This is a genomic window from Stutzerimonas chloritidismutans (genome assembly GCF_020783375.1).
GTDB lineage: Bacteria > Pseudomonadota > Gammaproteobacteria > Pseudomonadales > Pseudomonadaceae > Stutzerimonas > Stutzerimonas kunmingensis.
This window is the reverse complement of sequence record NZ_CP086067.1, coordinates 2,435,337-2,462,028: the sequence shown is the minus strand read 5'-3', so window position 1 is coordinate 2,462,028 and position 26,692 is coordinate 2,435,337. Positions and strand designations below refer to the sequence as shown.

General features: G+C 64.2%; 28 protein-coding genes and 1 tRNA gene. 9 read left to right on the top strand and 20 right to left on the bottom strand.

Annotated features, from left to right (window positions below):
- Positions 1-123 precede the first annotated feature (123 nt).
- Positions 124-438: a DUF6482 family protein gene (locus LLJ08_RS11390; RefSeq protein ID WP_228207049.1), complete on the top strand. Its 315-nt coding sequence runs from the start codon at positions 124-126 to the stop codon at positions 436-438.
- On the opposite strand, the gene LLJ08_RS11385 is transcribed toward LLJ08_RS11390, so the two are convergent.
- Positions 435-881: a thiol-disulfide oxidoreductase DCC family protein gene (locus LLJ08_RS11385; protein WP_125861920.1), complete on the bottom strand. Its 447-nt coding sequence runs from the start codon at positions 879-881 to the stop codon at positions 435-437. The two genes, LLJ08_RS11390 and LLJ08_RS11385, sit on opposite strands and share 4 nt — an antisense overlap.
- A gap of 93 nt (positions 882-974) precedes the next feature.
- Here LLJ08_RS11385 and LLJ08_RS11380 point away from each other — a divergent pair, with 93 nt between their 5' ends.
- From LLJ08_RS11380 to nahK, 5 genes are all read left to right on the top strand, one after another.
- Positions 975-1,922, top strand: coding sequence for a MerR family transcriptional regulator (locus tag LLJ08_RS11380; protein ID WP_101275668.1), 948 nt, complete (start codon positions 975-977; stop codon positions 1,920-1,922).
- A gap of 38 nt (positions 1,923-1,960) precedes the next feature.
- The gene (gene pqqF, locus LLJ08_RS11375) at positions 1,961-4,477 is read left to right on the top strand and encodes a pyrroloquinoline quinone biosynthesis protein PqqF (protein ID WP_228207048.1); all 2,517 of its coding nucleotides are present in this window, start codon (positions 1,961-1,963) and stop codon (positions 4,475-4,477) included.
- A 294-nt stretch (positions 4,478-4,771) separates the two neighbouring features.
- On the top strand, positions 4,772-5,959 hold the full coding sequence (locus tag LLJ08_RS11370) for a porin (protein ID WP_023445614.1): 1,188 nt from the start codon (positions 4,772-4,774) through the stop codon (positions 5,957-5,959).
- Between the two features lie 420 nt (positions 5,960-6,379).
- A complete protein-coding gene (gene nosP / locus LLJ08_RS11365; RefSeq protein ID WP_003284516.1) occupies positions 6,380-7,543 on the top strand; it encodes a nitric oxide-sensing protein NosP in 1,164 nt (387 codons plus the stop codon).
- Complete coding sequence (gene nahK, locus LLJ08_RS11360) at positions 7,512-10,112, top strand: hybrid sensor histidine kinase/response regulator NahK/ErcS' (protein WP_090519895.1); 2,601 nt, start codon at positions 7,512-7,514, stop codon at positions 10,110-10,112. Before nosP ends, nahK begins: the two co-directional genes overlap by 32 nt.
- A 115-nt stretch (positions 10,113-10,227) precedes the next feature.
- Here the strand turns inward: nahK and LLJ08_RS11355 are convergent, their stop codons facing one another.
- From LLJ08_RS11355 to LLJ08_RS11325, 7 genes are all read right to left on the bottom strand, one after another.
- Entirely contained in the window at positions 10,228-11,235 is a 1,008-nt protein-coding gene (locus LLJ08_RS11355) for a glutathione S-transferase family protein (protein WP_023445612.1), read from the bottom strand.
- Between the two features lie 84 nt (positions 11,236-11,319).
- Positions 11,320-12,303, bottom strand: a complete 984-nt coding sequence (locus LLJ08_RS11350) for a glycosyl transferase family protein (protein WP_213575084.1) — start codon at positions 12,301-12,303, stop codon at positions 11,320-11,322.
- Positions 12,300-12,635 (bottom strand): TusE/DsrC/DsvC family sulfur relay protein, encoded by a 336-nt coding sequence (locus LLJ08_RS11345; RefSeq protein ID WP_023445610.1) that lies wholly within the window; start codon positions 12,633-12,635, stop codon positions 12,300-12,302. Before LLJ08_RS11345 ends, LLJ08_RS11350 begins: the two co-directional genes overlap by 4 nt.
- Positions 12,632-12,934 (bottom strand): sulfurtransferase complex subunit TusB, encoded by a 303-nt coding sequence (gene tusB, locus LLJ08_RS11340; RefSeq protein WP_023445609.1) that lies wholly within the window; start codon positions 12,932-12,934, stop codon positions 12,632-12,634. Before tusB ends, LLJ08_RS11345 begins: the two co-directional genes overlap by 4 nt.
- Positions 12,934-13,293, bottom strand: a complete 360-nt coding sequence (gene tusC / locus LLJ08_RS11335; protein ID WP_102831678.1) for a sulfurtransferase complex subunit TusC — start codon at positions 13,291-13,293, stop codon at positions 12,934-12,936. The genes tusB and tusC overlap by 1 nt, the downstream gene beginning before the upstream one ends.
- Positions 13,293-13,685, bottom strand: a complete 393-nt coding sequence (tusD, locus tag LLJ08_RS11330; protein WP_228207047.1) for a sulfurtransferase complex subunit TusD — start codon at positions 13,683-13,685, stop codon at positions 13,293-13,295. The genes tusC and tusD overlap by 1 nt, the downstream gene beginning before the upstream one ends.
- Before the next feature lie 90 nt (positions 13,686-13,775).
- Positions 13,776-14,444: a Bax inhibitor-1/YccA family protein gene (locus LLJ08_RS11325; protein WP_015277156.1), complete on the bottom strand. Its 669-nt coding sequence runs from the start codon at positions 14,442-14,444 to the stop codon at positions 13,776-13,778.
- A 128-nt stretch (positions 14,445-14,572) separates the two neighbouring features.
- Here LLJ08_RS11325 and LLJ08_RS11320 point away from each other — a divergent pair.
- Positions 14,573-14,662 (top strand) — tRNA-Ser (locus LLJ08_RS11320).
- A 259-nt stretch (positions 14,663-14,921) separates the two neighbouring features.
- The gene (locus LLJ08_RS11315) at positions 14,922-15,194 is read left to right on the top strand and encodes a DUF1652 domain-containing protein (protein ID WP_041013998.1); all 273 of its coding nucleotides are present in this window, start codon (positions 14,922-14,924) and stop codon (positions 15,192-15,194) included.
- Here the strand turns inward: LLJ08_RS11315 and LLJ08_RS11310 are convergent.
- From LLJ08_RS11310 to glnT, 3 genes are all read right to left on the bottom strand, one after another.
- On the bottom strand, positions 15,169-15,819 hold the full coding sequence (locus LLJ08_RS11310; protein WP_023445606.1) for a TetR family transcriptional regulator: 651 nt from the start codon (positions 15,817-15,819) through the stop codon (positions 15,169-15,171). The two genes, LLJ08_RS11315 and LLJ08_RS11310, sit on opposite strands and share 26 nt — an antisense overlap.
- A 103-nt stretch (positions 15,820-15,922) precedes the next feature.
- Complete coding sequence (locus LLJ08_RS11305) at positions 15,923-16,996, bottom strand: putative urea ABC transporter substrate-binding protein (RefSeq protein WP_228207046.1); 1,074 nt, start codon at positions 16,994-16,996, stop codon at positions 15,923-15,925.
- Between the two features lie 22 nt (positions 16,997-17,018).
- The gene (glnT, locus tag LLJ08_RS11300; protein WP_031297782.1) at positions 17,019-18,383 is read right to left on the bottom strand and encodes a type III glutamate--ammonia ligase; all 1,365 of its coding nucleotides are present in this window, start codon (positions 18,381-18,383) and stop codon (positions 17,019-17,021) included.
- A gap of 142 nt (positions 18,384-18,525) precedes the next feature.
- On the opposite strand from glnT, the gene LLJ08_RS11295 reads away from it, so the two are divergent.
- The gene (locus tag LLJ08_RS11295; RefSeq protein WP_228207045.1) at positions 18,526-19,548 is read left to right on the top strand and encodes an alpha/beta fold hydrolase; all 1,023 of its coding nucleotides are present in this window, start codon (positions 18,526-18,528) and stop codon (positions 19,546-19,548) included.
- Between the two features lie 3 nt (positions 19,549-19,551).
- Here the strand turns inward: LLJ08_RS11295 and LLJ08_RS11290 are convergent, their stop codons facing one another.
- From LLJ08_RS11290 to LLJ08_RS11250, 9 genes are read right to left on the bottom strand one after another with little or no spacing between them, the layout of a single operon-like run.
- Positions 19,552-20,391, bottom strand: coding sequence for an ABC transporter ATP-binding protein (locus LLJ08_RS11290; protein WP_228207044.1), 840 nt, complete (start codon positions 20,389-20,391; stop codon positions 19,552-19,554).
- A gap of 2 nt (positions 20,392-20,393) precedes the next feature.
- The gene (locus tag LLJ08_RS11285; protein WP_014820354.1) at positions 20,394-21,272 is read right to left on the bottom strand and encodes an ABC transporter permease; all 879 of its coding nucleotides are present in this window, start codon (positions 21,270-21,272) and stop codon (positions 20,394-20,396) included.
- Entirely contained in the window at positions 21,269-22,078 is an 810-nt protein-coding gene (locus LLJ08_RS11280) for a hypothetical protein (RefSeq protein ID WP_228207043.1), read from the bottom strand. Before LLJ08_RS11280 ends, LLJ08_RS11285 begins: the two co-directional genes overlap by 4 nt.
- Entirely contained in the window at positions 22,075-22,857 is a 783-nt protein-coding gene (locus LLJ08_RS11275) for an N-acyl homoserine lactonase family protein (protein WP_023445599.1), read from the bottom strand. The genes LLJ08_RS11280 and LLJ08_RS11275 overlap by 4 nt, the downstream gene beginning before the upstream one ends.
- Positions 22,854-23,513, bottom strand: a complete 660-nt coding sequence (locus tag LLJ08_RS11270) for a cysteine hydrolase family protein (protein ID WP_228207042.1) — start codon at positions 23,511-23,513, stop codon at positions 22,854-22,856. Before LLJ08_RS11270 ends, LLJ08_RS11275 begins: the two co-directional genes overlap by 4 nt.
- On the bottom strand, positions 23,510-24,271 hold the full coding sequence (locus LLJ08_RS11265) for a creatininase (RefSeq protein WP_179484235.1): 762 nt from the start codon (positions 24,269-24,271) through the stop codon (positions 23,510-23,512). The genes LLJ08_RS11270 and LLJ08_RS11265 overlap by 4 nt, the downstream gene beginning before the upstream one ends.
- Positions 24,268-25,152 carry a DMT family transporter gene (locus tag LLJ08_RS11260; RefSeq protein ID WP_179484234.1) on the bottom strand — a complete coding sequence of 295 codons (885 nt, stop codon included), beginning with the start codon at positions 25,150-25,152 and terminating at the stop codon, positions 24,268-24,270. The genes LLJ08_RS11265 and LLJ08_RS11260 overlap by 4 nt, the downstream gene beginning before the upstream one ends.
- Entirely contained in the window at positions 25,149-25,904 is a 756-nt protein-coding gene (locus LLJ08_RS11255) for an SDR family NAD(P)-dependent oxidoreductase (RefSeq protein WP_179484233.1), read from the bottom strand. Before LLJ08_RS11255 ends, LLJ08_RS11260 begins: the two co-directional genes overlap by 4 nt.
- Positions 25,904-26,692 (bottom strand): SDR family NAD(P)-dependent oxidoreductase, encoded by a 789-nt coding sequence (locus LLJ08_RS11250; protein WP_228207041.1) that lies wholly within the window; start codon positions 26,690-26,692, stop codon positions 25,904-25,906. Before LLJ08_RS11250 ends, LLJ08_RS11255 begins: the two co-directional genes overlap by 1 nt.

The following is a 26,692-nucleotide window of genomic DNA, read 5'->3' as shown; positions in this document are numbered from 1 at the left end:
TACAGGTAAATGTACAGGAATATTCTGCTGCACAAGAACTCCTTGGCCCGAGCCCGCCATTTGGCAGGCAGGTGGGCAATTGCGGGGCTATGCGGCCAACTGAATCTGTACAGGTATCCGAGTATGAAACAGGGCGTGTCGAGGCTTGGGCTGCGTATTGCGCTATTTCGCGGCCGAGTAGAGCGGGTCGAGCTGCATGGTCTGCGCTGCTGCGGGTACAGCGCCTGGGTGGTCGAGCGCAGCGGTCGTCGCCGGCAGTTCGCCGATGGCCGGCGCAACGTCTGGAGCGACCAGGGCAGCCTGAAGCGGGAGCTTCGGGCGTGCGGTGTGCGTGAGGTCTACTGGCGGCAGCCGGTCAGCCATGACGAAATGATCGGCCGCCCGGCTGCTGCGGAATCCGGGTTTGGCCTGCGCATGCCTCTGCTTGCCGACAACTAAAGGCGATCGTCGGTTGCGGCGCTGGTCTTCGACGGCTTTTGCGGCACATTGCACCCGGTTGTGCAACGACTCGCACCGTCAGGATGCGGCAGCCAGTCAAGATGCGGGCGCAGCACGGCGAACAGCTGGTAACCGAGCAACAGCAGTGGCCGCAATGGACGCCAGCCGAGCGGTGCGGCCCAGCGACCGTGGCCCGCCAGTCGCCAGCTCCAGTAGGTGGCGTCCACGCCGGTCAGCCAGGCACCGCTGGCGCTGCGGGCGTGCAGACGCCGTCGGAGCTGCGCCAGATCCCGGTCGAGCCCTTTAGGATCGAAATCGGCAGCGCTGATATCCACCAGCCGCAGCCTTGCCGGATCGGCGCTGCGTTCCAGCCAACGAACTTCTCGGGCACACAGCGGACAGGCTCGATCGACATAGAGCGTCAGGGGCAAATCAGGCGTCATTTCATCGCACCTTGCATTTGTACAACGTTTGTAGAGGGTATGCTGCGAAACGCTGGGTTACAATCTCGGCATTCTTTTCCAGCGAGCCGCCCCATGACCGATTCTTCCGGCGCTTCGAACCTGGCCTCGAGCGCCTTCGAGCAGCAGGATCTATTCCCTATCCGTGAAGTTTCCCGCCTGACCGGGGTCAACCCGGTCACCTTGCGAGCGTGGGAGCGCCGCTACGGGCTGATCCGGCCGACGCGGACCGAGAGCGGCCATCGCCTGTACTCGATGGCCGACGTGGAGGCGGTTCGCAGCATTCTTTCCTGGACCGAGCGTGGCGTGGCGGTAAGCAAGGTCGGCAGCATACTGGCGCGCAGCGCAGCGACCCGCGAGTTAGAGGAACCGACCGCAACCCCCAGTAGCGAGTGGAACGAATGGCAGGGGCAACTGCGTGATGCGGTGAATGGTTTCGACGAGGTGCGGCTGGAGCAGCTATACGGCCAGATCTTCTCCACCTATCCGCTGGCTGTGGTGTTTCAGGATGTCCTGTTGCCGGTGTGGCAGGAGCTGCTGCTGCGTCAGGAGGAATTTGGCGGTACCAGCGAGTGGCTGTTTCTCGATGCTTTCCTTCGTGCCCGGGCGCTGCAGCGGCTGCAGCTGGCCCGTATGCCGGCTGGCGAGCGCGTACTGCTCGCCGCGATGCCGGGGCAGTGTCGCGAGCTTGAATTGCTCGTGGCAGGTCTGATGCTCAGTGGCGACAGCCTGGCCGTCAGCGTGTTGCCGATCGGGCAGCCGCTGGAAGAACTCGCGCTGGTCTGCGACAAGATGAAACCGCAGGGGCTGGTGCTGTTCTCCAACGTTCCCCATGGCGAGGCGCAGTTGCGCCAGCTCAACAAGCTGTCCCTCGCGCTTGATTGCTCCTTGGCTTTGGCCGGGGAGGCGGCCGAACTGGGTCGTGAAGCGCTGGCGGGTACGCCGATCGCCTGCCTCGGCAGTTCCGGCAAGTTGATGCAGCGCCGTCTGCGCCAGTTCCTGGCCGGCCAGCTGGATACCTGAGTCATGCGCACAGCTGTCCGGCAACAGGAGATCGATCCATGACGCCAGACAGCGTTCCGCCTGCCGTGTTGCCGCAGTGGCACGTCCTGCCCAATGGCCTGCGGCTGGGCTTTATCCAGCTCCCAGCGGGCAGCCAGGCAGCAGCCCTCGTTCGCGTGAACGCCGGCGCACACGATGCGCCGGGCGAATACCCAGGGCTTGCGCATTTTCTCGAGCACCTGCTGTTCCTGGGCAGCCAGGCCTATGCGCCAACCCAGAGCCTGATGCCGTTCGTGCAGGGTTGCGCTGGGCAATTGAACGCATCGACCCGTGAGCGTCATACCGACTTCTTCTTCCAGGTGCCTGCCGCTGCCTTCGGCGAAGCCCTCGAACGCCTGCTCGACATGCTCGCCCGGCCGCTGCTCGATCCTGCGGCGCAGTTGCGCGAACGCGAGGTGTTGCAGGCCGAATTCCTGGCTCGGGGGCGGGACCGGGAGACTCTGTGCGACGCCGCGATCGGTACGACACTGAGCTGCGCGCATCCCTTTTCAGGGTTTCACGCGGGCAATCGCGAAACGCTGCCGGTAGAGGCGCCAGCGTTCCAGAAAGCGCTGACGGGATATCACCAGCGCTTCTATCAAACTGGGCAGATGGAACTGCTGGTCGCCGCACCCTGCAGCCTTGAGCAGGTGCTGGAACTGCTGCAGAGCGATGAATGCCAGCTACCGGTCGCACCGAACGTCGCGAGGCCGATACAGCCACTGCGCGCCGATGATGGCGGCACCTTGCGTCTGAGCGTCGATGGCGCGCGACCGTATCTGGATATCGCTTTCGCCCTCGACGGGCTGCCGGATGAAGCCTGCGTGGCGCTGGATGTGCTCGGCTCATGGTTGAGCTCGCAAGCCGACCGGAGTCTTTTCCAAACCCTCAGCGACGCCCACTGGTGCGATGCCGTCTCGTTGCGGGTGCCGTACTGGCATGACGGGCAGGGTGTGGCCGTCTTCGAGGTGCAGTTGACCGAACGCGGCATGGCGGAACGCGCGCAGATTGTTGCCGCAGTGCGTGACTGGCTGCATTTCATGAGCACGCAGGCAGCCTGGTCAGAGCTCTGGGGCGAGTACGCGCAGGTCCGTCAGCGCGGGCTCATGGGCAAGGAGCCGCTGGCCCTATTGCGCTACTGGATTGACCCGGCTGCCTGGACGCCGTCGATCGATACGAATCGTGTGCAGCAGGCGCTTGAGATGCTGGGTGCGCAGCTTCATGCGAGCAGGCCGATCGTATTGACGGTGGACGGCGAAGGTTGCGCTCGGACTAAGCGCATCGAGCCGGTAAAGGCTGGGTTCGAGCTGGACCTGGTCGCCGAGCAGTTGCCGCCGTCAGACAGGACTGGATGGCAATGGCACCTGCCGGAACGCAATCCTTGGCTCAGTGAGCGCATGCAACCGGGCGTGGTGCCGTTGCAGATGCCATCCCTGCGCTGGGTCGAACACACCGATGCTGCAGGGCAGGGCGCGCTCTACCTGCGTTGGCGGTTTGCCGCGGGCCAGCCACCGGCAGGGCTCTGGCATACGCTGCACGCGGCGCTACGCAGGCATGCCATCGCTGCGGTGCAAGCCGGTGTCGAGCTGCATTTCGATGACCATGGGCATAGCTGGTGCCTGAGGCTGTGCGGTTATGCCGAAGCGTTGCCAGTAATTCTTCGTGACCTGACCGACATCCTCAAAGTGCCGTCGCCGGCTGCTTTCAATGAAGGACACCGCCTGTGCTACGAGTCCGTGACGTCAGGTGCCGACGAGATACTGATACGGCAACTGCTGCGCCGCCTGCCGCTCCTGCTAGCGGGAGCCGCACGAGACGGTGATGCATCGCTGGACCAGCACGCGCTCGATCAAGCCTGGCATCAGTCCCATTGGGATGCATTGGCAGTGGGACTGCCTCGGCATCTGAGTGGCCCGTTGCAGACGGTACTGGCTGAGCTGCCTGGGCTGGCCGGGCCCGGTGCCGGTCAGTACCACGAAAGCACACCGCGTTATTGCTGGTCGCGCTTTGGTCAGCCTGGCGTGGAAACCGCGTTGGTGCTGTTCTGTCCGCTACCGCTTCGGACAGTCTTCATCGAGGCGAGCTGGCGCCGCCTGGCGCGATTGATGGAAGGCGCGTTCTTCCGTCGACTGCGCAGCGAACTGCAGCTCGGCTATGCGGTGTTCTGTGGCTATCGTCAGTTCGGCGAGTGCCCGGGCATCGTTTTCGCGGTGCAGTCTCCCAGCGCATCTGCCAGTGAGATCCTCGCCCATATCGAAACCTTCCTCGACGGCTTTGCCGGCACTCTGGTTGAAGTCGCTGCAGCGGATCCCTCGACCGGCAACCACGACGGCGACCTGCGCCGCCGCGCCGAGTCGTTATGGCAGGCGCACCTGGCCGGCTTCGATGGCGACCACCCGGAGGCGGTTGCTGCGGCGTCGGCCAACCTCGATGCCCGAGCTATCCGTGCTCAGCTACAGGCGCTGCGTGATGCCGAAGGCGGCTGGCATGTGGTCGCCAATGCCGAAGCGCCCGACACGCGTTGGCATCGTTGCTGACGGTTATCTCAGCGTCCCACATCACCCGCCCATTCAACCCCGACAATGCAGCTCGATGGCCAGCCGTTTACGGCGGGCTGCCGTGGCTTGTGCCTGGGTATGGTGGCGCGCTGCTTTGGGTGTACGACCTAAGCCTCGTGCGTCTGGCGGTCGGATGAGATGCTTTACATGCAAGACGGCACCCCGGGCGAAAGTACTAGCCTTTCGCCGCCATCGCAGCGTATGTGCGCTCGAACGGCCTTTCGATAATCGCTCCCGTCACGACTGCTTGTCGTCAAAACCGCGGAGAGCGCCATGCACAACAACAAGAAAGCCGTATCAACCCTGTTGCCACTGGTTCTGGCCAGTGCCGTCGCCATGACCGTAAGCCAGTCGGCCGTCGCCGAAATCGTGCTTTACGATCAGGACGACACCACCTTTTCCACCGATGGTTACTTCAACACCTTCTACGTTCACAGCGACGTAGAGCGTGCCGGCGAGCAGTTCGATCGCAAGCAGTCGCGGGTGAAGATGGGCTTCCTGCCCAACTGGATCGGCTTCAACTTCGGCAAGCAGGTCGGCGATCTCAAACTGGGCGGTCGTTCCTCGTTCTGGGTGACCATCAACGACAGCGAAAGCAACGGCACCGAAACCGGTATCGACGTTCGTCAGTTCTACGCCACCGCAGCGAATGAGCAGTGGGGCGAAGTGCTGTTCGGTAAGGACTTCGGCTTGTTTGGCCGCTCCAACATCCTGCTCGACGAGATGCTCAGCGGTTACGGCCAGGTCAGCGACACCCTGGGTCTGGTCGATGGCGGCGGCGTCTCCTTCGGCAACATCGGTACCGGCTACCCGTATCCGTTCCCAACCTCGCAGATCACCTACCGTTCGCCGAAGATGAGCGGCCTGCGCATCGCTGCCGGCATCATGGACCCGGTAGACACCACCGACGATACCTCGTCCACCCTGGACAAGGCCTACCAGGAAGCGCCGCGCTTCGAAACCGAGATCACCTACGAGTTCGAGATGGGCGGCACCCAGTTCTACACCTGGATCAACGGTATGCAGCAAAGCTCGGACAACACCGACAGCAGCATCGAGAAGGTCGATTCCAAGGGCCTGGGTTACGGCGTGCAGGCCAAGATGGGCAGCCTGTCGCTGACCGCATCGGGCTTCCAGGCCGAAGGTATCAACCCGTTCTTCACCAACAATGCCGGCGAAGCACTGCTGCGTGAAGTGGACAGCGACGGCTACCTGCTGCAGGGCTCCTACCGCTTCGGCAAGAACCGCGTTGCGCTGTCCTACGGTCAGACCAAGGATGATGGCAACGGTCTGGGCGGTGAGGCCGATTACGAGACCCGCGGTATCGCCCTGTTCCACAGCATCAACGACAACCTGACCCTGGTCGCCGAACTGAACCAGTTCGAGATCGAAGGCAAGGACAGCCCGGCACTGGACGAAGAAACCCGCACCTTCGCAGTGGGCGCGGCGCTGAGCTTCTAAGCGAGGCGATCAGCAGGGCGCGGATGGACGTCGAACCGTAGGTCGCTCCATCCGTTGCATCGGCAGTGGGACGTACGTTGAGCGTATCCCACGCCCTGTGCGCAGTGATGATCTCTGCGCAACCACGAGAAAGGCCGGCACCGTAAGGGGCCGGCCTTTATGCATCTGTGCATCACTTGACATGGCCAGCGTGCGTCGAGGCCAGGCCTGATCGGGATGGACACCGTTTGGTTCGCGGTGCAGAGGATGGCTGGTGGACGGGAACCCACACTGCGGCCACTGAACTAGCAACGCAGCGCTGCGTTGTTTCGTCGCGATACTACCTAGGCAGGCCTTTACCGGTACTCAAGTAGCATTTTCGTCCCATATGCCCTGCCCAAGAATGGGGTCATCCGATTCAAGTGGTGCGGGGTATCGTGCGTGACCGATGAACAAGGCGAAGTGATCCGCACGGCGATGTCCGAGGCCCGGCTACCCGAAACGGTGGCGCAGGACCTGGCGCGCCAACTGATGCACCCGCATCTGGGCTTCGTGCTGTTCTTCTGTTCGGCTGAATACGACCTGCCGGCGCTGGGCGATGCGCTGCGCCAATACTTCGGTGGCGTGCGTCTGGTCGGTTGCACCTCGGCGGGCGAGATCACCTCCCAGGGCTATGGGCGCAGCTGCGTGACGGCAGTCGGCTTCGACCATCGAAGCTTTTCCATCGCCTGCGAGCTGATCGACGAGATGGATCGCTTCAGCCTGATCGAGGCACAGCAGCTGGTCGAACGCCTGGGTAGCGACTGCCGCAGCAACTCGCTGGCGCCGATCAAGGACCACAGCTTTGCGCTGACGCTGCTCGACGGGCTGTCCAGCCGTGAGGAGATCGTGTTGTCTGCGCTTAGCGCCGCGTTCGGCAGCATTCCGCATTTCGGCGGGTCGGCTGGCGATGACAATCACCTCAGCGATACCTACGTCTATTACGACGGCCGGTTCTACAGCGGTGCGGCGATTGTGGTGCTGATCAACACTTGGCTGGATTTCGAGGTGTTCACCACCCATCACATCCTGCCACTCGAAGACAAACTGGTCGTGACCCGCGCCGACAGCAACAGCAGGCGGGTCTACGAGCTGAACGCCGAGCCGGCCGCCGAGGAATACGCCCGGCTGATCGGTGTGCCTGTCAGCGATCTCGATCACCGTCTGTTCGCCGCCCATCCCCTGGCGGTGCGGATCAACGAGCACTACTACGTGCGCTCGATCCAGAAGGTCAACGAGGACATGAGCCTGACCTTCTATTGCGCGGTGGAGAACGGCATCGTGCTCACCGCCATGGAACCCGGTCCGCTGATGCCGAATCTGGAAGCCCTGTTCGAGCGGCTGGAACAGCGCCTCGGGCCGCCGCTGTTGACCATTGGTTGCGACTGCTTTCTGCGCCGGCTGGAAATCGAGGGCAACGACACCAGCGAACAGACCTCGGCTTTTCTCCGACGCCAGCAGGTGATCGGCTTCAACACCTACGGAGAGCAGTTCAATGGCATGCACATCAACCAGACCTTCACCGGTGTCGCCATTGGCCGACCCGGAGGCCGGGCAGGTCGCTGAGCTGCTGGCGCGCCAGGCCGAACTCGAGCGCGAAAACCTCAAGCTCAAACGCATCAACGCCGCACTGATCGAGCGCGTCGAGTCCAGTGGCGCCGGACGGGATGCATCCTATGCGGCGTTCCAGCATTCGGTGGAACTGGCCGAGCAGGTGCGCGAGCGCACCGACGCGTTGAACCAGGCGATGGCCGAGCTCAAGGGCAGCAACCAGCTGCTCAGCGATGCGCGGCTGCGCGCGGAAACCGCGCACCAGCACCTGGTCGACGCCATCGAGAGCATTTCCGACGCATTCGTGCTGTTCGACCGGGATCAGCGCATCGTCCTGTTCAACCGTCGCTTCAAGTCGCTATGGACGCGCACGCGCGCGCGCATCAACGCCGGCACGCGGCTGGCCGAGGTCCGCCGGCTGGCGGAAAGCACCGGGCTGATCGTCGAGGAACACCGCGGCAAGGGCGATGAGCCCACGGTGTATCGACTGAACAACGGCCGTTGGGTGCAGGTCAGCGAGCGACCGACCCGTGAAGGCGGACTGGTGATTCTCTACACCGACATCACCGAGGTGAAAGTCAGCGAGACCATGCGTCGCGAGCAGGCGCTGGCGCAGAAGTCGAGGCTGTTGCAGCGCGCGGTGGACAACCTGTCCCAGGGCGTGGCGATGGTCAGCGCCGAGGGTGCGCTGGAGCTGTGGAACCGGCGCTTTCTTGAACTCTGCGGGCTGGCGCCGATCGAGGCGCATCGACCGTTCGAGGAGGTCATGGCCGACAGCGAGCTGACCCTGCTCACACCCAACAGTCGTGACGCCCGCGGCCGGCCGATCCGCGAGCTGGAGCAGCGCCTGTTCGATGGCCGCGTGCTGGAAATTCGCACCCATGCGCTCCCCACCGGCGGCTTCGTCAATACCTTCACTGACATCACCGAGCGCTACCGCCATGCCGAGGCGCTGCGCGAGAGCGAGCGCTGGATTCGCCTGATCACCGACCATGTGCCGGCACTGATCGCCTACGTCTCGGCCGATCTCACCTACGAGTTCACCAACAAGGTCTACGAGGAATGGTATCGCTGGCCCAGCGACGGCATGCTCGGCCAGTCGCTGCGCGAGGTCCACAGCGGCGAACACTGGCGGCAACTGGAGCCCTACATCGATCGCGCACTGTCGGGCGAGAGCGTCAGCTTCGAGATGGCCGAGCGCAACCATGCCGGCCAGCAGCGCTATATGCTGCGCTCCTATGTGCCGAACCGGCAGGCCAATGGCGAAGTGGCCGGCATTTTTGTGCTGATTCAGGACATCACCGATCGCCGGCGCACCGCCGAGGCGTTGCACCAGGCCTATCAGAATCTCGAACAGCGGGTGCGTGAGCGCACTGCCGAGCTGACCAGCCTCAACGACCAGCTGCTGCGCGAGATCGACGAGCGCAGCCATGTCGAGGCGCGGCTGCGCGAAGCCAAGCGCGAGGCGGAAGTGGCCAACCTGTCCAAGACCAAATTCCTTGCCGCGGTCAGCCATGACCTGCTGCAGCCGCTCAACGCCGCGCGGCTGTTCACCAGCGCTTTGCTTGAGCAACCGGGCGCGCCCAACGGCGGGCTGATCCGCAACATCAGCAACTCGCTGGAAGACGTGGAGAACCTGCTTGGTACGCTGGTCGATATATCCAAGCTGGATGCCGGCGTGATCAAACCGGATATCGCCCCGTTCGCCGTCAGTGAGCTGTTGGAAAACCTGGCCATGGAGTTCCGCCAGATCGCCGGGGCCGAACAGTTGCAGCTGGACTTCATTCCCTGTTCGGCGCTGGTGCGTAGCGATATCCAGCTGCTCGCGCGCATCCTGCGCAATCTGCTGACCAACGCGATTCGCTACACACCCAAAGGACGCGTACTGCTGGGTTGTCGTCGGCATCGGCAGAGTCTGTCCATCGAAGTCTGGGATACCGGCGTGGGCATCGCCTCGGACAAGCTCGAGGAAATCTTCCAGGAATTCAAACGCGGGGAGGGCGTGCGTCCCAACCAGGATCGTGGTCTCGGCCTTGGCCTGGCCATCGTCGAGAAGATCGCGCGCATGCTGGGCCATCGTATCCGGGTCAGTTCGCACCCGGGACGCGGCTCGTGTTTCGCCATCGACGTACCATTGGCCAAGCGCGCACCCAAGGCGCGGCCTGAGCCGAGCACCACGGAGCTGGTGCTACAGCGGCTGCAGGGCGCCCGGGTCTGGGTGCTGGATAACGACACGGCGATTTGTGCGGGCATGCGCACGCTGCTGGAAGGCTGGGGCTGCAAGGTGATCACGGCGCTGTCCGAGGAGGACTTGGCGAGGCAGGTGGACAACTTCCATGCCGAGGCCGACTTGATGATCGCCGACTACCACCTGGACAATGGCCACACCGGCATCGATGTCGTCGCCACCGTCAATGCGCGCCGCGCCAGCCCGCTACCGGCGCTGATGATCACCGCCAACTACAGCAACGAACTCAAGCAGCAGGTCCGCGAGCTGGGCCATATGCTGATGCACAAGCCGGTGCGGCCGATGAAGCTGAAGACTGCCATGTGCCATATGCTCGAGCATGGTACAGCTGGATGACTGATCCGCTGGCCCCGGCAGCCGTCGGATGTGACCGCATCGCCGCGGGCGCGCTTCCCACAGGGCCTGGAGTTTTGTAGAAGCACGACATCTGGGCGATGGTATGGGTTTCAGGCTAGCTGTGCTCCGATCTCACCCAGATGCCGTTGCCTCGCAGGCGCTCGCGATCATGTGGTCGATCCAGTCCAAGAAGCGGACCTTTCGGCACGATGCCATTTCCGTTGATCTGTCGATGGCTGGCGTAGTAGTGGTTCTTGATGTGTGTGAAATCCACCGTTTCGGCAATTCCCGGCCACTGGTACAGCTCGCGCAGCCAGTTCGACAGGTTCGGATAGTCCTCGATGCGGCGCAGGTTGCACTTGAAGTGGCCGTGGTAAACCGCGTCGAAGCGAATGGCTGTGGTGAACAGGCGCCAATCGGCCTCTGTCAGGTACTCCCCTGTCAGGTAGCGCTGCTTGCCCAGGCGTCGCTCCAGCCAGTCGAGCTCACGGAACAACTCGTCGAAGGCCTCTTCGTAGGCCTCCTGGGTCGTGGCGAAACCTGCTCGGTAGACCCCGTTGTTGATCGCCGGATAGATCCGCGCGTTTAGCGCATCGATTTCGCCATGCAGTGCCTCTGGGTAGAAATCCAGCGTTGAGCCGGTCAGTTCGTCGAAAGCGCTGTTGAAGATGCGGATGATCTCGGCCGATTCGTTGTTGACGATGCATTGGCGCTCGCGATCCCAGAGAACGGGGACGGTGACCCGGCCCGAGTACTTCGGATCGTCACGGGTGTAGCGCTGATGGAGGTAGTCGAATTCGTCCAGCGCATCGCCGCTGGAGCCGGTGGACTTGTCGAAGGTCCAGCCGTGCTCGGCCATCAGCCAGCTGACTACGGACACGTCGATCAGCGGCTCGAGCCCCTTGAGCTTGCGGTAGATCAGCGTGCGATGCGCCCACGGACAGGCAAGGGAAACATAGAGATGATAGCGACCGGCCTCAGCCTGGAAGCCACCCTGGCCGTCAGGCCCGGGCGCGCCGTCGGGCGTGACCCAGTGCCGGCGCTTGGCCTGTTCGCGTTCGAATTTGCCATCGCGGCTTGCATACCAGCGGTCGTGCCACTGGCCATCGATCAGTAATCCCATGGTGCCCTCCTGTTACGGCATAGGAGGCCAGTCTAGGAAGCATCGTTCGATCGATGTGACCGAATGGCGGGTTAATCCTATCGCTTAAATCGATGAATGGCGGGCGCGCCAGTAGCTTTGCGCTTGCTCGAAAGCTGCCTCCCGCGTCGCGCCAAGGCCTCGCAGGGCAAGGGCCATGGTGGCGATCACAGCGAGTTCACCGTAGGCGTCTTCCTGCTCGCCAGCCCAGACGGCAAGCAGCTGCTGCGGGTCGAGCTGTGCGGGCTTCACGTGGCGCCGCTCGGACAGTGCCGGCCATTCCTCGTCCCACGGCGTGCCGCCAGTGGTGCCGTAGAGATGGGAGATGTTGTCCGGGTTCATCTCGATCTCGCCGCCTTCGCCCTTGATGACGATGGCGTGGTCCCCGAGCAGGGTGCTGGCCTGGCGATGGGCATCCTGATAGCCGGGGTGGAAGATGCTCTGCAGGCCGCAGCGTGCGCCCAGCGGGTTGAGCAGGCGCGCCAGCGAGTGGATTGGCGAGCGCAGGCCGAGCAGGTTGCGCATGTCGATCATGCGCTGCAGCACCGGCATCCAGGCTCCCAGCGGGATGAACGCGAGATTGCTCTGGTCCAGTGCCACGCTGACCTGTTGCCAGTTCTCGCATCGACGAATGCCCAGCAGCTCAAGCTGCTGTTCGCTATAGATGCGCCCAGCAGTATGGGCACCGCCACCGTGCATGAGGATGCGTATGCCATTGGCTGCCAGGCACTTGGCTGCCAGCAGATACCAGGGCAGGTGGCGCTTCTTGCCGGCATAGGTCGGCCAGTCGATATCGACCGGGATAGTCGGTGCCTGCACGCGCTCACGCACGGCCTGGGTAAAGCCCGCCAGCTCGTCGGGGCTTTCTTCCTTGTGCCGCAACAACATGAGGAAGGCGCCCAGCTGAGCGTCCTCCACCTTGCCGTCGAGCAGCATGCCCATGGCTTCGCGGGCTTCTTCGCGTGTCAGGTCGCGGGCGCCACGCTTGCCTTTGCCAAGGATACGCACGAAGGCGGCGAAAGGATGTTCTGCAGGCGTTTCGAGGCTCATAGGCAGTTGCTCGGTTTTGGCAGCCCGGCCAGCTTGGCGGCCAGTTTGGCAGGGGTGCCCTTGAACAGGCGGTTGAGGTGCATGCTGTTGCCCTTTTCAGGCCCCAGCTTGAGTGCGGTGTACTTGATCAGCGGGCGTGTGGCCGGCGACAGCTGGAATTCGGCATAGAACTCGCGCAGCAGCCGAAGCACTTCCCGATGTTCGTCTTCCAGCTCCAACTCTTCACGGCGCGCCAGCGCTTCGGCAACGGCTTCGTTCCAGTCGCTCAGATCGACCAGAAAGCCGTCCTTGTCCAGCGCGATCTCGCGCCCATCCACGACCAGGCTGCTCATAGCCAGCTGTTGATCCGTTCGTAACGGCAGGTCAGTTCGACGAAGCCCGCGTAGTCCAGCAATTGCACGCGCGTCGGCAGCATGCCGAGTGCCCGAGCCTGCACGTCTTCTTCAAGTGCGAACAGCGCGACCTGCTCTGGCAGTTGCTCCAATTCGGTCGCGGGTTTGGTTCCGGCTGTCAGGGCGTAGGTTGCGTCGCCGGCCAGCAGCAGGGCGTCGGTGTCGCCTAGTAGCGGCAGGCAGCTGTTGAAGCGGCCGTCGCTGAAGGGCGAATGGGAAAGCAGATGCAGAGTCGCCATCAGATCGTGATCACATGGTCATAGCGGTTGATCAGGGTGCTCAGGCCAGCGTCGTCGAGGATTTCGACCGGCAGCGCCAGAGAGGATTCATCCAGGTTGCGCTCGGCCAGGCTGCGGCGAGCGACGAACAGGCTGTCGATGCCGAACAGCGGCAGCGCCTGCAGATTCGCGGTCAGGTCTTTCTGCTCGAGCGATGCGGCCTGCTGCGCCTTCGTAAGCTGGAACACGCCGTCATCGAGAAACAGCAGCCCTAGCGGCAGCTCGAAAGCGCCACCGGCCAAAACGATATCCAGTGCCTCACGCGCAGAGGGGCCGGCCCAGGGCGCCTGACGGCTAATGATTAGCATGGAACGCGCCATCATTGGCCTCCGAAGCAGACGAGCCGATCGGCCTGCTGCGCGGCTTCATGCAACTGGCCCAGCCCCGACAGCTCCCAGCCAGCGGCAAGGTTCGCTGCCGGACGCTGGTAGCGCTGCGCTTCGCCGGCATCCAGTACGCCGCGACGCAGGCCGGCGGCGATGCAGACCACGCCGTCCAGCTGGTTGGCGCTGATGAAACGGCTCCATTCAGCCGCCACGTCCAGTTCGTCCTGTGCCGCCACGACGTTAGCTGAAGCACTGTGCACGCCATCCTGATAGTAGAACAGCCGGACGATCTCATGCCCGCCAGCGAGCACGGCTTCGGCAAAGCGCAACGCGCGGCGGGCAGCGGGTGAATGGGGCGGAGCGAACAGGGCGATTACGAATTTCATCGGAGCACCATGGCAGAACAGCTGACATGATACGCCAGCTGCGGGCATGAAAAAGCCCGCCGAAGCGGGCTCGTTCAATGCGATGCCGGATCAGTCGTCGCCACCGAAGATGCCCAGCAGCTGCAGCAGGCTGATGAACAGGTTGTACAGCGAAACGAACAGGCCGATGGTGGCCATGATGTAGTTACGCTCGCCGCCGTGGATGATGGCGCTGGTCTGGAACAGGATGCAGGCCGAAGAGAACAGCACGAAACCTGCGCTGATCGCCAGTTGCAGCCCGGTGATCTGGAAGAAGAAGCCCGCCAGCATGGCGCCGATCAATACGAAGAAACCCGCGGTGATGAAGCCACTGAGGAAGCTCATGTCCTTGCGGGTGATTAGCACGTAGGCTGACAGTCCGAAGAACACCAGGGCTGTCATCGACAACGCCGAGCTGATCAGCTCACCGCCATTGGCCAGACCCAGATACATGTTGAGGATCGGCCCGAGCGTGTAGCCCATGAAGCCGGTCAGAGCGAAGGTGGAAACCAGGCCCCATGCCGAGTTGCGCAGCTTGGCGGTGAGGAAGAAAAGGCCATAGAAGCCGATCAGCACCACGAAGATGTTCGGGTAGGCCGCGTTGGCCTGCATGGCCATATAGGCAACCAGGCCGCTGAACGCGAGCGTCATGGCCAGTAGCCCGTAGGTGTTGCGCAGGACCTTGCTGACCTCACGCTGTTCGACCTGCGTGTGGCTAAGCGCGTATTCGTGTTCGTGCATGGCGACACTCCTTGGATGAATTCAAGCCTGAGACGATTTGTCCCGGATCATAACAGAGGCAAGTTGGATGCCTAGCATCAGTGTTTGACAGTGTATTTCTATCCGGTACTATTGCGCCCGCTTTATCCGGAAGTGTGGCCGAGTGGTTGAAGGCAGCGGTCTTGAAAACCGCCGAAGGGGAGACCCTTCCCAGAGTTCGAATCTCTGCGCTTCCGCCATCTGCAATCCTGAAGGCCCCGATTACGGGGCCTTCAGCGTTTCTGTGGTACGGAAAACGAGCGCGGATGTTGCCAGGATCGGCGAATGTCAGGCTGCAGTTCCATTGCGTAGGCTGCCCGCGCGACTTCCTGCAACATCCGTAGGGCAAGTTTTGCTCTGACAGTGTCGACGCACGTTGTGCTGCAGTTGGCACTTGCCAGCCAGAGCGATGCGAAAGCCACTGCTAGAATCCGCCGCCTGACAAATGGAGTTGTCATCATGAAGCGATTCAGGCAACCGGAGGCATTTGCCCTGGTTCAACAATATTTCGAACCGCTGCTGTTCAGCGCGCGGATGGATTCGCCCTCGACCATCCGCGTGCTGCTAGTCGATGAAGCAGCAGGCGAGTCGCTTTTGCTTACCGGTTTGCCGTGCCGGCTATCGCTTTCCCGCGCCGAGATCACCGGGCTGATCAATACCATCGATCTGGACGCCGCCGCGCTGCGGCCGGCGCTACTGAGCAAGCTCAAGCGCCCTCGCTTGCTTGGCTAGTCACTGAGGATGGAGCGTGCGACGTCACCAGCGCCAACAGATTGCTCGCCATGAAGGGTGTCTGCTCCCTGAGCGAAAACAGCTTGGGTGACAGCAACCAGGTGTGGGTGATGCCCATCAGGCTTGAATAAAGCAGCAGCGCCAGCGATCGTGGGGATTGGCAGTTGCCGGTGCCAGGCGTCTGCTGACTTCGCTCGACCAGCGCCTCCAGCAGCTGGACCATGTCGCGGGTCAGCTTGCGTTCACGCTTCAATGTGCTGGCCATCTGTGCCGTGAGTTCGGTCTTGTTCAGCAGGATCTCGAAAGACTGGCGATACCAGCGGTCCTCCAGCAACAGCCGAAACCAGTCGTCGATGAAGTGCTCGAGCGCGACAAGCGGCTCGTCGGCCAGCTTTCGGCTGCGGGCGATGAGCTGCTCCAGCGGTGCCTGGGAGTAGGCCAGGACCGCTTCGTACAGCTCGTCCTTGCTTTTGAAATGCCAGTAGATCGGGCCGCGGCTGAAGCCGGCGCTGTCGGCGATCATCGCCAGCGTGGTGTTCGAGTAACCGTTGCGGCTGAACAATTCCAGCGCCGCGGCAATGATCTTCAGACGGGTCTGTTCGGCGTCTTCTTTGGTCCGGCGCATGTGGGGCCTCAGATGATGCGCGGTGGCTCAGCCAGGCCGCGCTGTGCGACAGCGCGCCGTGGCTGATGAATCGGGCGCGTCGCGCCCGTCAGGGGCTGAGGATTCAGAGTTTTCCGTCCGCGGCCATTTGCATGTAGGTGGTATCGAAGCGCAGTTTGACGTTGGCGTCCGAGCCCATCAACTTGCCGCCAGGCATGGCGATGCCGATAAAGTCTACCGAGTCCGCACCGTCGCCCAGCAGACCGTGGTCGAAGGAGAACCTGCGCACGCTGTCCATGGCCTGATACGCCTCGTCGCTGTTGATGAACGCGAGCGAGTCGGCAGGCTTCCAGAACATCTTCATGCCCTTGAGCTGGCTTTCGTACCCGGCCTGATCGGTTCCGGAGGCCTGGCCTAGCGAGGCACGCGCCTTGGCGCCTTGGTCGGTGTCGCTTTCCAGGATCGCCATCACCTCATACCAGGCGCCAACCACGGCTTTGCCGAAATCAGGGTTGTCGGCCAGGGTTTCGCTGTTGACGATGGTCAGGTCCTTGATGTGGCCGGGGATCTGGCTGGAGTCGAAGGTGCGGTGCGCACCGGGCGTGGCGGCGACTTCGTCGAGCAGAGGGTTCCATGTCACGACATTGCGCACCTCGTCCGTACTGAATGCGGCGACCAGATCGGCGTCCGAGGTGTTGACCACCTGTACGTCGCGCTCGCTCATGCCGACGCTATCGAGCGCCTGGGCCAGCAGGTAATGCGAAACCGACAGCTCGACCAGATGGATCTGCTGATCCTTGAGGCTCTTCAGGTCGGCGCTGTCCTTCATCACCATCCCGTCGTTGCCGTTGGAATAGTCACCGACGATCAGTGCGGTGGTATCGATGCCTCCGGCTGCCGGAATCGACAGCGCATCCATGCTGGTGGCGACCACCCCGTCGAACTGGCCGGCGCTGTACTGGTTGATCGACTCGACGTAGTCGTTGACCTGGGTGATGTTCACTTCGATCCCGTACTTGTCGGCCCACTTCTTCATGATTCCCGACTCATCCGCATACTTCCATGGCATCCAGCCGGCGTAGATGGTCCAGGCAATATCGAAGCTTTTCTTTTCCTCGGCCTGCGCGGCAAAAGGCGAAAGGGCTGCAAAGATCACGGCGCCGGCACAGAGTGCCCGCTTGAACGTATTGGCTTGCATGGTGAATCTCCTTTTCATCGAGTCAGAAGAATTTCAGGTAGCGCTGGATTTCCCAGTCGGAAACATGGGTGTGGTAGGCATTCCATTCGTCGCGCTTGTACTCGACGAAGGCTTCATACATCGCGTCGCCGAACACCTGGCGCGACAGCGGGTCGGCCTCGAAGGCGTCGATGGCTTCGGACAGCGTGCGCGGCAGGGTTTCGATGCCCATGTCCGCGACATCCTTTTCGCTGTAGTCGTACATGTTTTCGCGATGCGGCTGGCCCGGTTCGAGCTTGTCGCGGATGCCTTCCAGGCCGGCGGCGAGGATCATCGCGGCGCCGAGATAGGGGTTGCAGCCGATATCCGCGGCGCGGCATTCGACCCGCGCGCCTTGGGACGGAATACGCAGCATGTTGGTGCGGTTGTTGTTGCCGTAGCAGACGAACACCGGCGCCCAGGTCGAGCCGGACATGGCGCCCTTGCGGATCAGCCGCTTGTAGCTGTTCACCGTTGGCGCGATGACCGCGCAGATCGCCTTGGCGTGTTTCAGCACGCCGGCGATGAAGTGATAGGCGAGCGGGGTGACACCGCAGCCGTGAGGGTCTTCGCCATCCACTTCGAAGAGGTTCTTGCCCGAGGCCAGGTCCGCCAGTGACATGTTGTAGTGCGCGCCGCTGCCGGTGCGCTGCGCCGAGGGCTTGGGCATGAAGGTGGCGAAGGCGCCGTGCTTGCGGGCGATCTCGTTGGCCATCATGCGGAAGAACACGAAGCGGTCGGCCATGGTCAGTGCGTCGGCGTACTTGAAGTCGGTTTCGAACTGGCCGTTGGCGTCTTCATGGTCGAACGAGTACACGCCCCAGCCCATCTCGTTCATGGCTTCCACCAGCTCATCGATCACCGGCAGGTTGTCCATCAGCAGGCGCGGGTCATAGCAGGGCTTGGCCGCGGTATCACGATCGCTGAGTGGGGCAAAGCCACCGTCCGGGGTGTCCTTGTAGAGGAAGAACTCGGTCTCGATGCCCAGATTGAAGCTGTAGCCCATCTCGGCCGCAGCGTCGGTCTGGCGCTTGAGAATGCCGCGCGAGCAGGCTTCGAACGGCTTGCCGTCCAGGTACAGATCACTGGCGAACCAGGCCAGGCTGCGATTCCAGCTGCACTGGGTGGCGCTGGCCGGATCGGGCATCGCCGCCACTTCGTTATCGCTGATCTGCTGCGGCACGCCGTCCAGCGCTGCGCCGGTGTACAGCTCGGAACCGCGAAGCATCTGCCCCAGATGGTCGAGCGGAACGAACTTGCCTTTGATCACGCCGTGCATGTCGACGTAGCTGGCCATGGCGTACTTCACGCCCTTGTCCTGCAGCCGCTGTTTCAGCTCCTCGACGGAGGAGAGTGGGAAGCTGGTCATCTGCTTGCGCTCCTTGGAGTCATGAATGGCGGCCGGGGCCGCTGGCACGATTCCTTCATCCAATATACATGCCAGCGTGTATAGAAACGGGCTACGTCTGGTGCCACTGCTTGCCCGTTTCGCCGATGTGGGAGTCATGCAGATGCTTGAAATAAAAAGGGAAAAGAAGCTTCACGCGCTGGGCGAAATGAGCCTGGAAAGCGGCGAGCGATTGCGCAATGCACGCATTTGCTATCAGGTAATAGGCACGCCGAACCGGGCGCGAGACAACCTGGTGCTGATTCCCAGCTACTACGGCGGCACACATTGGGGCAGCCTGCCCCTGCTTGGTGCGGAGGGGCCACTGGCAGGCGGCGATTACTGCGTGGTGCTGACCAACCTTTTCGGCGCCGGCTGGTCGACTTCGCCGAGCAACGCGGCGCCGGGACAGGAGGGTGCGGACTTTCCGCAGGTGAGCCTGCTGGACAATCTGCACGCCCAGAAGGCGTTGCTCGACCGGCTGTTCGGTGACGACTGGCAGCTAGCCTTGGTGACGGGCTGGTCCATGGGCGGCATGCAGACGCTGTTCTGGGCGATGGCCTATCCCGAGCGGGTGCGCGCCATCCTGCCGTTCTGCTGCACGGCACGCTGCTGGCCGCACAATCGGGTGTTTCTCGAAGGGGTGAAAGCGGCGCTGTGCGCCGACGCCGCCTGGCTGGGTGGTCGCTACAGCGTGCCGCCGGAACGCGGCCTGCGGGCTTTCGGCCGCGCCTATGCCGGCTGGGCCTATTCGCAGGCGTTCTATCGTCACGAGCTGTGGCGCGAGCTGGGCTTCGAGAGCCTGGAGGCGCTGCTCGACTACTGGGAGCAGGATCATCTGGAGCAGGACGCCAACGACCTGCTCTGCGTGCTGCATACCTGGCAGTCGGCCGATCCGGCCCGCAGCTTTGGCGATGGCTCGCTGGCCGAAGCGCTGGGGCGCATCCGTGCGCGGTCCATCCTCATGCCCGGCAGCAGCGATCTGTATTTCACCGTCGAGGATGCCCGCCACGAGGCCTCGCTGATTCCCGCTGCCGAACTGCGCGTGCTGGAATCGGACTGGGGTCATTGCGCCGGTGGGCCCGGCCGCAGCGCGGCGGCCATGCAGCAGGTCTTCGCAGCGATGGCCGAGCTACTCGGGCGCTAGCCTTCAGCCGGCCACGGCGCTGAGCTTGGCCAGCTGCTCGAGGTCGGTCTGCATGCCAGAGGTTTCGCGGATGCGGGCGAGGATTTCGCGCTTGAGCTCGGTGAATTCGGGCGCGAGCTTCATGTCCTGATGGCGCTGGGCCGGCAGCGGCACCTCGTAGATGGAGTCGATACGCCCGGGCCTCGGCGCCATCAGCACGATGCGGCTGCCCAGATAGATGGCTTCCTCGACATCGTGGGTGACAAACAGGATGGTGCTTTTTTCCAGCCTGTGCACATGGCGGATAAGGTCGTGCATGACCTCACGGGTCTGCGCATCCAGCGCGCCGAACGGCTCGTCCATCAGCAGCGTCGCGGGCTTGGGCAGCAGGGCGCGAGCGATGGCGACGCGCTGCTGCATCCCGCCGGAGAGCTGGCTGGGATAGGCATCGGCGAAGCGCGTTAGGCCCATCAGGTTGAGCAGGGCGTCGGCGCGGCCGGCGGCGGACTCCACGTCACCGTCGTGGCGCACGGTGTCGCCGATCACCTTGAGTTGGCGGCAGAACTTGATGTTCTGCATCACCGTCAGCCAGGGGTAGAGGCTGTAATGCTGGAAGACCATGGCGCGGTCGACGCCAGGACCATCGATGGGCTTGCCGTCGAGCAGGATCTCGCCGCGGCTCAGCGTTTCCAGCCCGGCGATGATTCGCAGCAGGGTGGATTTGCCGCAGCCCGAGGCGCCGACGAAGGTGACGAACTCGTTGGGCTGGATATCCAGGTCGATCGACTGCAGCGCCTGCACCTCACGGCGCTCGCTGACGAAAGTCTTGCCGACCTGACGGACATGAATCTTGGCATCGGACATGGTCATTTCCTCATCCAGGGAAAGGCGCGGCGGTGCAACCAGCGGAAGGCCTGGTCGGTGAGCAGGCCGATCAGACCGATCAGCAGGATGCCGGCGAAGATCTTGTCGGTGTGCATGTACCGCTGCGCCTTGAGGATGGCGTAGCCGAGGCCGGAGTTGGCCGCGACCAGTTCGGCCACCACCAGGTAGGTCCAGGCCCAGCCGCAGGTGATGCGCAGGGTGTCGAGCAGCGCCGGTTTGGCCGACGGCAGGATCACCAGCTTGACGATCTCGCTGCGGTTGGCCCCCATGGTCTGTGCCGCCTCGATCTGCGCCATGGGCACGCGGCGCACATCCTCGGCGACCATCAGCACCATCTGGAAAAAGGTGCCGATGAAGATGATCAGCACCTTGGAGCCTTCGTCGATGCCGACCCAAAGCATCACCAGCGGAATGAAGGCCACTGCGGGCATGTAGCGGATGAAATCGGTGAGCGGTTCGAGAAAGGCCTGCACCGGCCGGTAGGTGCCGATGTACAGCCCCAGCGGCAGGGCGATCAGCGCCGAGGCGCCGAAGCCCGCCATGACCCGCCAGACGCTGATGCCGATGTCCCCCAGCAGCCCCTCGCTGGTCCACCAGCGACCGATGCGTTCGAGCACTGCGCCGGGGCTGGGCATGAACATCGGGTCGGCGAGGCCAAGCGCGGTCCACAGCCACCAGATGATGAAGGGCAGGCTCAGCCCGGCGCCGGTCAGCAGCCAGGCGCTGCGCCGGGATATCTCGCCGCGAATGCGCCAGAAACTGCTCTTGCGCACCACCTGTTCGGCCGGTGCGGCCGGTGTTGCCGTGTGTCGCGGCTGCGCGGCGGTGGCAGCGGAGGGGATGCTGATCTGCGCTGTCATGCGGGAACCTCCTGTGAAATGGTGGGCACATCGAGTTCAACGCGTTGCCAGCCACCGGCCGCCGGATAACGACCAAGCGCGGCGAGGTCAGCAGTCGGCAGGCTGGTGGGGTCGGCGAAGTTCCAGTAGCTCGACAGTAGGGCGTCGCCGACGCGGCCGGGCAGCGTCGAGTGGGTGATCTGCCAGGGTGTTGCGCCGTTGCGGTGGCGGCCGAAGGACAGCTCGCAGGCCAGCAACTGTGGCCGCAGCGCGGGGCTGACGGCAGCCAGTTGGTCACGCAGATATCCTGTGCTGGCCGGCAGCAGAATCGGCCGCTCGGCAGCGAACAGGAAGTAGTCGCCCGCTACCAGCAGACAGGCCTGCCGGGCTGGCTGCTCCGCCGCGCGCAGCCAGATGCCCCAGTTGCGCCCTTGCGACTCCGGCAGGCGCTGCCAGATTTCGTGATAGCTGCCGTCCAGCCCGTCTTCCAGCAGCCGCTCCGGGGTCTCGAAGTGCATCAGGCCGATATCCGCAGGTCCGCCCGGCGGCTGGAAGTCGATCAGCCGATGCCACTGGCAGATATCGCCGGTGACCTCGGTGATGCCGGCGAAGCCAGCCTGTTCGCTCAGGGCCAGCTGCTGGGCATGGCTGCAGGTTTCCAGCGAGGCGGCTGGCGGCAGCGCTTGCGGCCGCGGCAGGCGCAGGTCGGCGTGCAGGCTGGCGGTTTGCAGCCAGTACACCTCGCTGGTTTCGTCACGCAAGCCGGCCGTGGTGGTCAGCAGGCGCCGGCGCCACACGCCAAGATAGGCATCGGGAACGCTCTTCATGCGTGGTACTCCGGAAAGCGTTTGAGGGTGCGCCAGAAGGCCATGTCGTGATTCGGCCAGATTGCGGCGTCGGTTTCGGCAGCGGTGGCCTTGAGCTTGCGGATGCTGGCCAACGCCAGGTCTTCGCGGTCCTGCCAGCAGAGGCCGGGCGCGACTTCGTCGACCAGGTTCTCGCTCAGGTCCGCAGCGTCCCCGGCGAGAATCACCGGCTTGCCGTGCGGCAGTTCGATAAGCAGCGACATGTGGCCGGCGGTGTGCCCGGGGGTATTGATCGCGCGCAGTCCGGGCAGCAGCTCGTATTCGTCGCGCTGCAGCATCCAACGATGTTCGCCGGCAAAGTCATCGGCGAAGTAGGCATTGTCCGCCTGGGCGCGGGCGGCGGCGAGTTCCGCTTCATGCACATGCACATCGCAGCCGCACAGTTCGCACAGGCCACCGGCGTGATCGAAATGCAGATGACTGAGGAACACGAGATCAATATCGGCGGGGGACAGCCCGTGTCGGTCCAGATGGGCGGGCAGACGCTGCTCCTCGGTCATCTCGGGCGGCCCCATGGGAAACTCCACCGGATCGAACCAGCGCGCACGCAGCTGCGGATCGCTGAGCTTGGCGTAGTCGCAGCCGACGTCGAACAGCACGCGACCCTGTCGGGTTTCGATAAGGAAGGCGAGGATCGGCGCGTCGATCAGCGTGCCCTGGCCGCGATTGCGGGTGGAAATCGACTTGTCATAGCGATGCGTGGCGGTCAGCAGTGGCCAGAGCTTCAGCACATCGGTCATGCGGCACGCTCCAGACGCCGGAGCAGGCTGGCGCTGTTGGTCACGCTGCCGAACAGCCCACCTTCGACCTCGATCATCGCCAGCGCAGCTGCATGCAGTTGCGGGTCGGACGAGGCGCAGGCATCGCTGACGGTCAGGCAGTCGAAGCCAAGGTCGATGGCCTGGCGCAGCGTCGAAGACACGCAGACCTCGGTAGTCACGCCGGTCAGGATCAGCCGCTCGATGCCGCGGCGGCGCAGGATCAGTTCGAGATCGGTATGGGCGAAAGCGCTGTAGCCGGGTTTGTCGATCACCGGCTCGCCAGCGCGCGGCTGCAGTTCGTCGATCAGGTCGTGGCCGAATTCGCCGCGCACCAGCAGGCGGCCGAGGGGGCCGACGCTGCCGATGGGGGCGCCGGTCGCTTCGGCACGGCGGCGTTTGGGGTCGGGCAGGTCGGAAAGATCCGGACGATGGCCTTCACGGGTGCGCACCACCAGCATGCCCAGCCCGCGGGCGCGATCCAGGAGCGCCTGAATCGCCGGAATCGGTGCGCGCAGGCGGCTGACGTCCATGCCGGCCTGGTCGGCGTAACCGCCCAGGGCGCAGAAGTCGCGCTGCATGTCGATCACCAGCAGCGCCGTGCGCTGGGGGTGCAGCAGGTTCGTCGTCAGGCTCACAGGGCGAACTCCTTGCACACCGCGGCGGCGATGCCTTCGACGATGTCTTCGGCGAGCCGCCGGCCTTTCTCTGCGCTGGAGCCCTTGGCCGAGGACAGCACCCCGGATGGCGGCACCCATTCGGTACGGGTGGGGTACATGTCGTAGGGCGGAAAGTCGGCCGGGGCGTCGTCGGGAATCTTCTCCAGCGCGACCAGCTGCGGATGGAAGTGCAGCATCAGCGAGGTCTCGATCACCGCAGCGTGCTCCAGAGCGAAGCCGGGGAATCCATCGGGGAAGACATCGGTCAGGGTCTGCTCGCGGCAGAAATCCCAGTGCTCCAGGCGCATCACCTCCAGCCCGGCGTCCGGTCCGAGGTCGCGCAGCGCGAGCTGGATGCCCTCGGCGACGAACCACTGGTTCTCGTAATGGCCGAGCACCAGCACCAGGCGGCGCACGCCGTGGCGGTGGAACTCCCGTACGGCGTCGCGCACCAGTGCGCTCAAGGTCGCGCCATCCAGGCTGGTGGTACCGCAGAAATGCTGACCGCCGCCGCATTTCGGTTGCGACTTGTAGCCGTAGGACAGCGCAGGCGCGACCAGTCCGCCGACTCGTGCCGCCACGTCGGCACTGATCGCGCTGGCCAGCAGCGCGTCGGTGCCCAGCGGCAGGTGTGGGCCATGCTGCTCCGTGGCGCCGCAGGGCAGAAAGACCACGGCGCCTTCGCGCACGCGGCGTTCGTAGTCGACCCAGCTCAGTTGATCCATGTGCACGGTCATGCGCAGGTGCTCCTTGTCGCGATTGAAAGGGGACGTTCCGGCCAGCCGGCGATCAGCGCGGCGGTGGTGATCAGGGCGGCGCCGAGCCATTCGTTCGGGCCGATGGCGTGGGCGCCGAACCAGGCGGACGACAGCACCGCGGCGATCAGCTCGAACACCACCAGCACTGCGGCGCGGCCGGCTTCCAGATGAGTCAGGCCGTACTGCACAGCGGCCATGCTGACCAGCCAGCCGAGGGCGAGCAGGGCGATCTGCCAGCTCAGGGTCAGATCCAGGGGCGGAAGTGGCTGGCGCAGCAGCAGGCAGAACAGCCCACCGAGCAGCGCGCTGCCGACGAAACTGACCAGCGCCTTGCTCGCCAGCGGCACCCGGTCGGCGGCGCGAGTGGCGAGGTTGTTTAGGCTGAAGGCGAGGCCGGCGGAAAGTGCCAGCCAGTCGTTCGCGCCGGGTGCGTCCAGCGCTTCGCTCGTGACGCCGAGGGTCAGGCCGATGCCGAGCATCGCCAGCCCCAGGGCGAACAGCCGTGTGCCGCTGAGGCGTTCGCCGAGCAGCAGCCAGCCGCCGACCATCGCCCACACCGGCGCCAGGTAGAACAGCAGCATCACCCGCACCACGTTGCCGTCGGCCAGGGCGGTAACCAGGGCGGCGGTGGCCCAGCCACCGCACAGGCCCATGGTGAGCACCTGGCGATACTGGCTCGCCCACTGGCGGCGCTGCTGCCAGAGCACTGGCAGCGCCAGCAGGCTGAGTAGCGAATAGGTCAGCAGCACCAGCGGCATGCCGGCCAGGCCGCGGGCCGCGAAGAACTGCAGCGGCAGCCAGCCCAGCCCCCACATGATGGCGCCGCCGATCAGCATGCCCTGTGGCATCAGGCTGTTCATGCGCCCATCCAGGAGCCGCCGTTGGGCCCGAGCAGCTGTCCGGTGAAATAGCTCGCCTGCGGCGAAAGCAGGAAGACGATGGCCGCCGCGACTTCCTCCGGCGTACCCAGGCGAGCCATGGGGATCGCCAGCTCCTTGGCCATCCACTCATCGCTCATGTGCTCCGGGCTGACCATCGCCGTGGCGATGGGGCCGGGCGCGACGCCATTGACGCGAATGCCATCGGCGGCGAATTCGCGCGCCAACGAGCGGGTCAGGCCGATCACCCCGGCCTTGGCCGTGCAGTAGGCGACGTACTGTTCGCGGCCGAGAAATCCGAGGTCCGAGGCGACATTGACGATGGCGCCGCTGCGCCGCGGCTGCATCTGTGCCAGTGCATGGCGGCAGCAGCGGTAGACGCCGGCGAGGTCGACGCCCAGCACCCGTGCCCAGTCCGCCTCGCTGGTCTCGAGAAAGGGCTTTTCCAGGATCACCCCGGCGTTGTTGACCAGCAAATCCAGCGGTCCGTGCGCCTCGATGGCCTCGAACATCGCCGCCACCGCAACCGGATCGCTGACATCCGCCTCGATGGCCGAGGCGTCTCCGCCGTTGGCTATGATCTGCTCGACCAATTGGTTCGCCAGATCATGCTGGTCGCGATGGTTGATCCAGACCCGCGCGCCCTCGGCTGCGAGCGCAAGCGCGGTGGCGCGGCCGATGCCGGTCGCTGCGCCGGTGACCAGGGCGGTCCGGCCAGTAAAGATGGCAACCATCAGTGCATCACCTCGCCGTGGCTGACCGACAGCGCCTGGCCGGTCAGGGCGGCGGCCAGCGGTGAGCCGAGAAACAGGAAAGTGCCACCCAGATCGGCCGGTGTCAGCAGCTCAGGGATGGCCTGGTTGGCGAGGATCGCCGCCAGCTCAGCGCTGTCGCTGCGGCCGTTGGCGTCCGCCATCACCTGCAGCGAGCGCATGGCCGCATCGGTGCCGATCCAGCCGGGGCACACCGCGTTCACCCGGATGCGCCGCGGGCCCAGCTCCCAGGCCAGCGAGCGGGTCAGGCCGACCACTGCGTGCTTGCTGGCGACATAGGCGGAAAAGCCCGGCACGCCTTTCAGGCCCCAGATCGAGGCCTGGTTGATCACGCTGGCGCCAGCGCGCAGGCGTGGCAGCAACGCACGGGTCAGACGCTGCATGGAGCCGACGTTGTTCTCCAGCAGGGTCGACCAGCGCTGATCGGCGTCGAAGCTGCACTCATCCAGCGGCGTGGCGTATTCGACGCCGGCGTTGTTGACCAGCACATCGGCATTGAGGCCGCGGCAGGCGAGGTCATCGGCGTACTGCTGCACTGCCTGGCGATCACCGAGGTCCAGCGCGGTGCAGTGCAACGGCGTCTCGCCAGCGAATTCGTCGGCAAGCCGGGCGAGGGCGTCGGCGTCACGGTCGAGCAGCTCCAGGGTGGCGCCGACGGCGGCGAAACTCTGCGCCAGGCCACGGCCGATGCCCCCGGCGGCGCCGGTGATGACCACGCAGCGGCCGCGGTAATCCAGTGCCTTGTGCAT

Coding starts and splice junctions, on each gene's coding strand:
- tusB (WP_023445609.1), bottom strand. CDS start 12,934: ATGGCGACTCTGCATCTGCTTTCCCATTCGCCCTTCAGCGACGGCCGC.
- LLJ08_RS11315 (WP_041013998.1), top strand. CDS start 14,922: ATGAAGCGATTCAGGCAACCGGAGGCATTTGCCCTGGTTCAACAATAT.
- LLJ08_RS11295 (WP_228207045.1), top strand. CDS start 18,526: ATGCTTGAAATAAAAAGGGAAAAGAAGCTTCACGCGCTGGGCGAAATG.
- LLJ08_RS11305 (WP_228207046.1), bottom strand. CDS start 16,996: ATGCAAGCCAATACGTTCAAGCGGGCACTCTGTGCCGGCGCCGTGATC.
- LLJ08_RS11385 (WP_125861920.1), bottom strand. CDS start 881: ATGACGCCTGATTTGCCCCTGACGCTCTATGTCGATCGAGCCTGTCCG.
- LLJ08_RS11355 (WP_023445612.1), bottom strand. CDS start 11,235: ATGGGATTACTGATCGATGGCCAGTGGCACGACCGCTGGTATGCAAGC.
- glnT (WP_031297782.1), bottom strand. CDS start 18,383: ATGACCAGCTTCCCACTCTCCTCCGTCGAGGAGCTGAAACAGCGGCTG.
- LLJ08_RS11280 (WP_228207043.1), bottom strand. CDS start 22,078: ATGAAGAGCGTTCCCGATGCCTATCTTGGCGTGTGGCGCCGGCGCCTG.
- LLJ08_RS11290 (WP_228207044.1), bottom strand. CDS start 20,391: ATGTCCGATGCCAAGATTCATGTCCGTCAGGTCGGCAAGACTTTCGTC.
- tusD (WP_228207047.1), bottom strand. CDS start 13,685: ATGAAATTCGTAATCGCCCTGTTCGCTCCGCCCCATTCACCCGCTGCC.
- LLJ08_RS11265 (WP_179484235.1), bottom strand. CDS start 24,271: ATGACCGTGCACATGGATCAACTGAGCTGGGTCGACTACGAACGCCGC.
- pqqF (WP_228207048.1), top strand. CDS start 1,961: ATGACGCCAGACAGCGTTCCGCCTGCCGTGTTGCCGCAGTGGCACGTC.
- LLJ08_RS11345 (WP_023445610.1), bottom strand. CDS start 12,635: ATGAGCAGCCTGGTCGTGGATGGGCGCGAGATCGCGCTGGACAAGGAC.
- LLJ08_RS11285 (WP_014820354.1), bottom strand. CDS start 21,272: ATGACAGCGCAGATCAGCATCCCCTCCGCTGCCACCGCCGCGCAGCCG.
- LLJ08_RS11370 (WP_023445614.1), top strand. CDS start 4,772: ATGCACAACAACAAGAAAGCCGTATCAACCCTGTTGCCACTGGTTCTG.
- tusC (WP_102831678.1), bottom strand. CDS start 13,293: ATGGCGCGTTCCATGCTAATCATTAGCCGTCAGGCGCCCTGGGCCGGC.
- LLJ08_RS11380 (WP_101275668.1), top strand. CDS start 975: ATGACCGATTCTTCCGGCGCTTCGAACCTGGCCTCGAGCGCCTTCGAG.
- LLJ08_RS11325 (WP_015277156.1), bottom strand. CDS start 14,444: ATGCACGAACACGAATACGCGCTTAGCCACACGCAGGTCGAACAGCGT.
- LLJ08_RS11390 (WP_228207049.1), top strand. CDS start 124: ATGAAACAGGGCGTGTCGAGGCTTGGGCTGCGTATTGCGCTATTTCGC.
- LLJ08_RS11275 (WP_023445599.1), bottom strand. CDS start 22,857: ATGACCGATGTGCTGAAGCTCTGGCCACTGCTGACCGCCACGCATCGC.
- LLJ08_RS11310 (WP_023445606.1), bottom strand. CDS start 15,819: ATGCGCCGGACCAAAGAAGACGCCGAACAGACCCGTCTGAAGATCATT.
- LLJ08_RS11250 (WP_228207041.1), bottom strand. CDS start 26,692: ATGCACAAGGCACTGGATTACCGCGGCCGCTGCGTGGTCATCACCGGC.
- LLJ08_RS11350 (WP_213575084.1), bottom strand. CDS start 12,303: ATGAGCCTCGAAACGCCTGCAGAACATCCTTTCGCCGCCTTCGTGCGT.
- LLJ08_RS11255 (WP_179484233.1), bottom strand. CDS start 25,904: ATGGTTGCCATCTTTACTGGCCGGACCGCCCTGGTCACCGGCGCAGCG.
- LLJ08_RS11260 (WP_179484234.1), bottom strand. CDS start 25,152: ATGAACAGCCTGATGCCACAGGGCATGCTGATCGGCGGCGCCATCATG.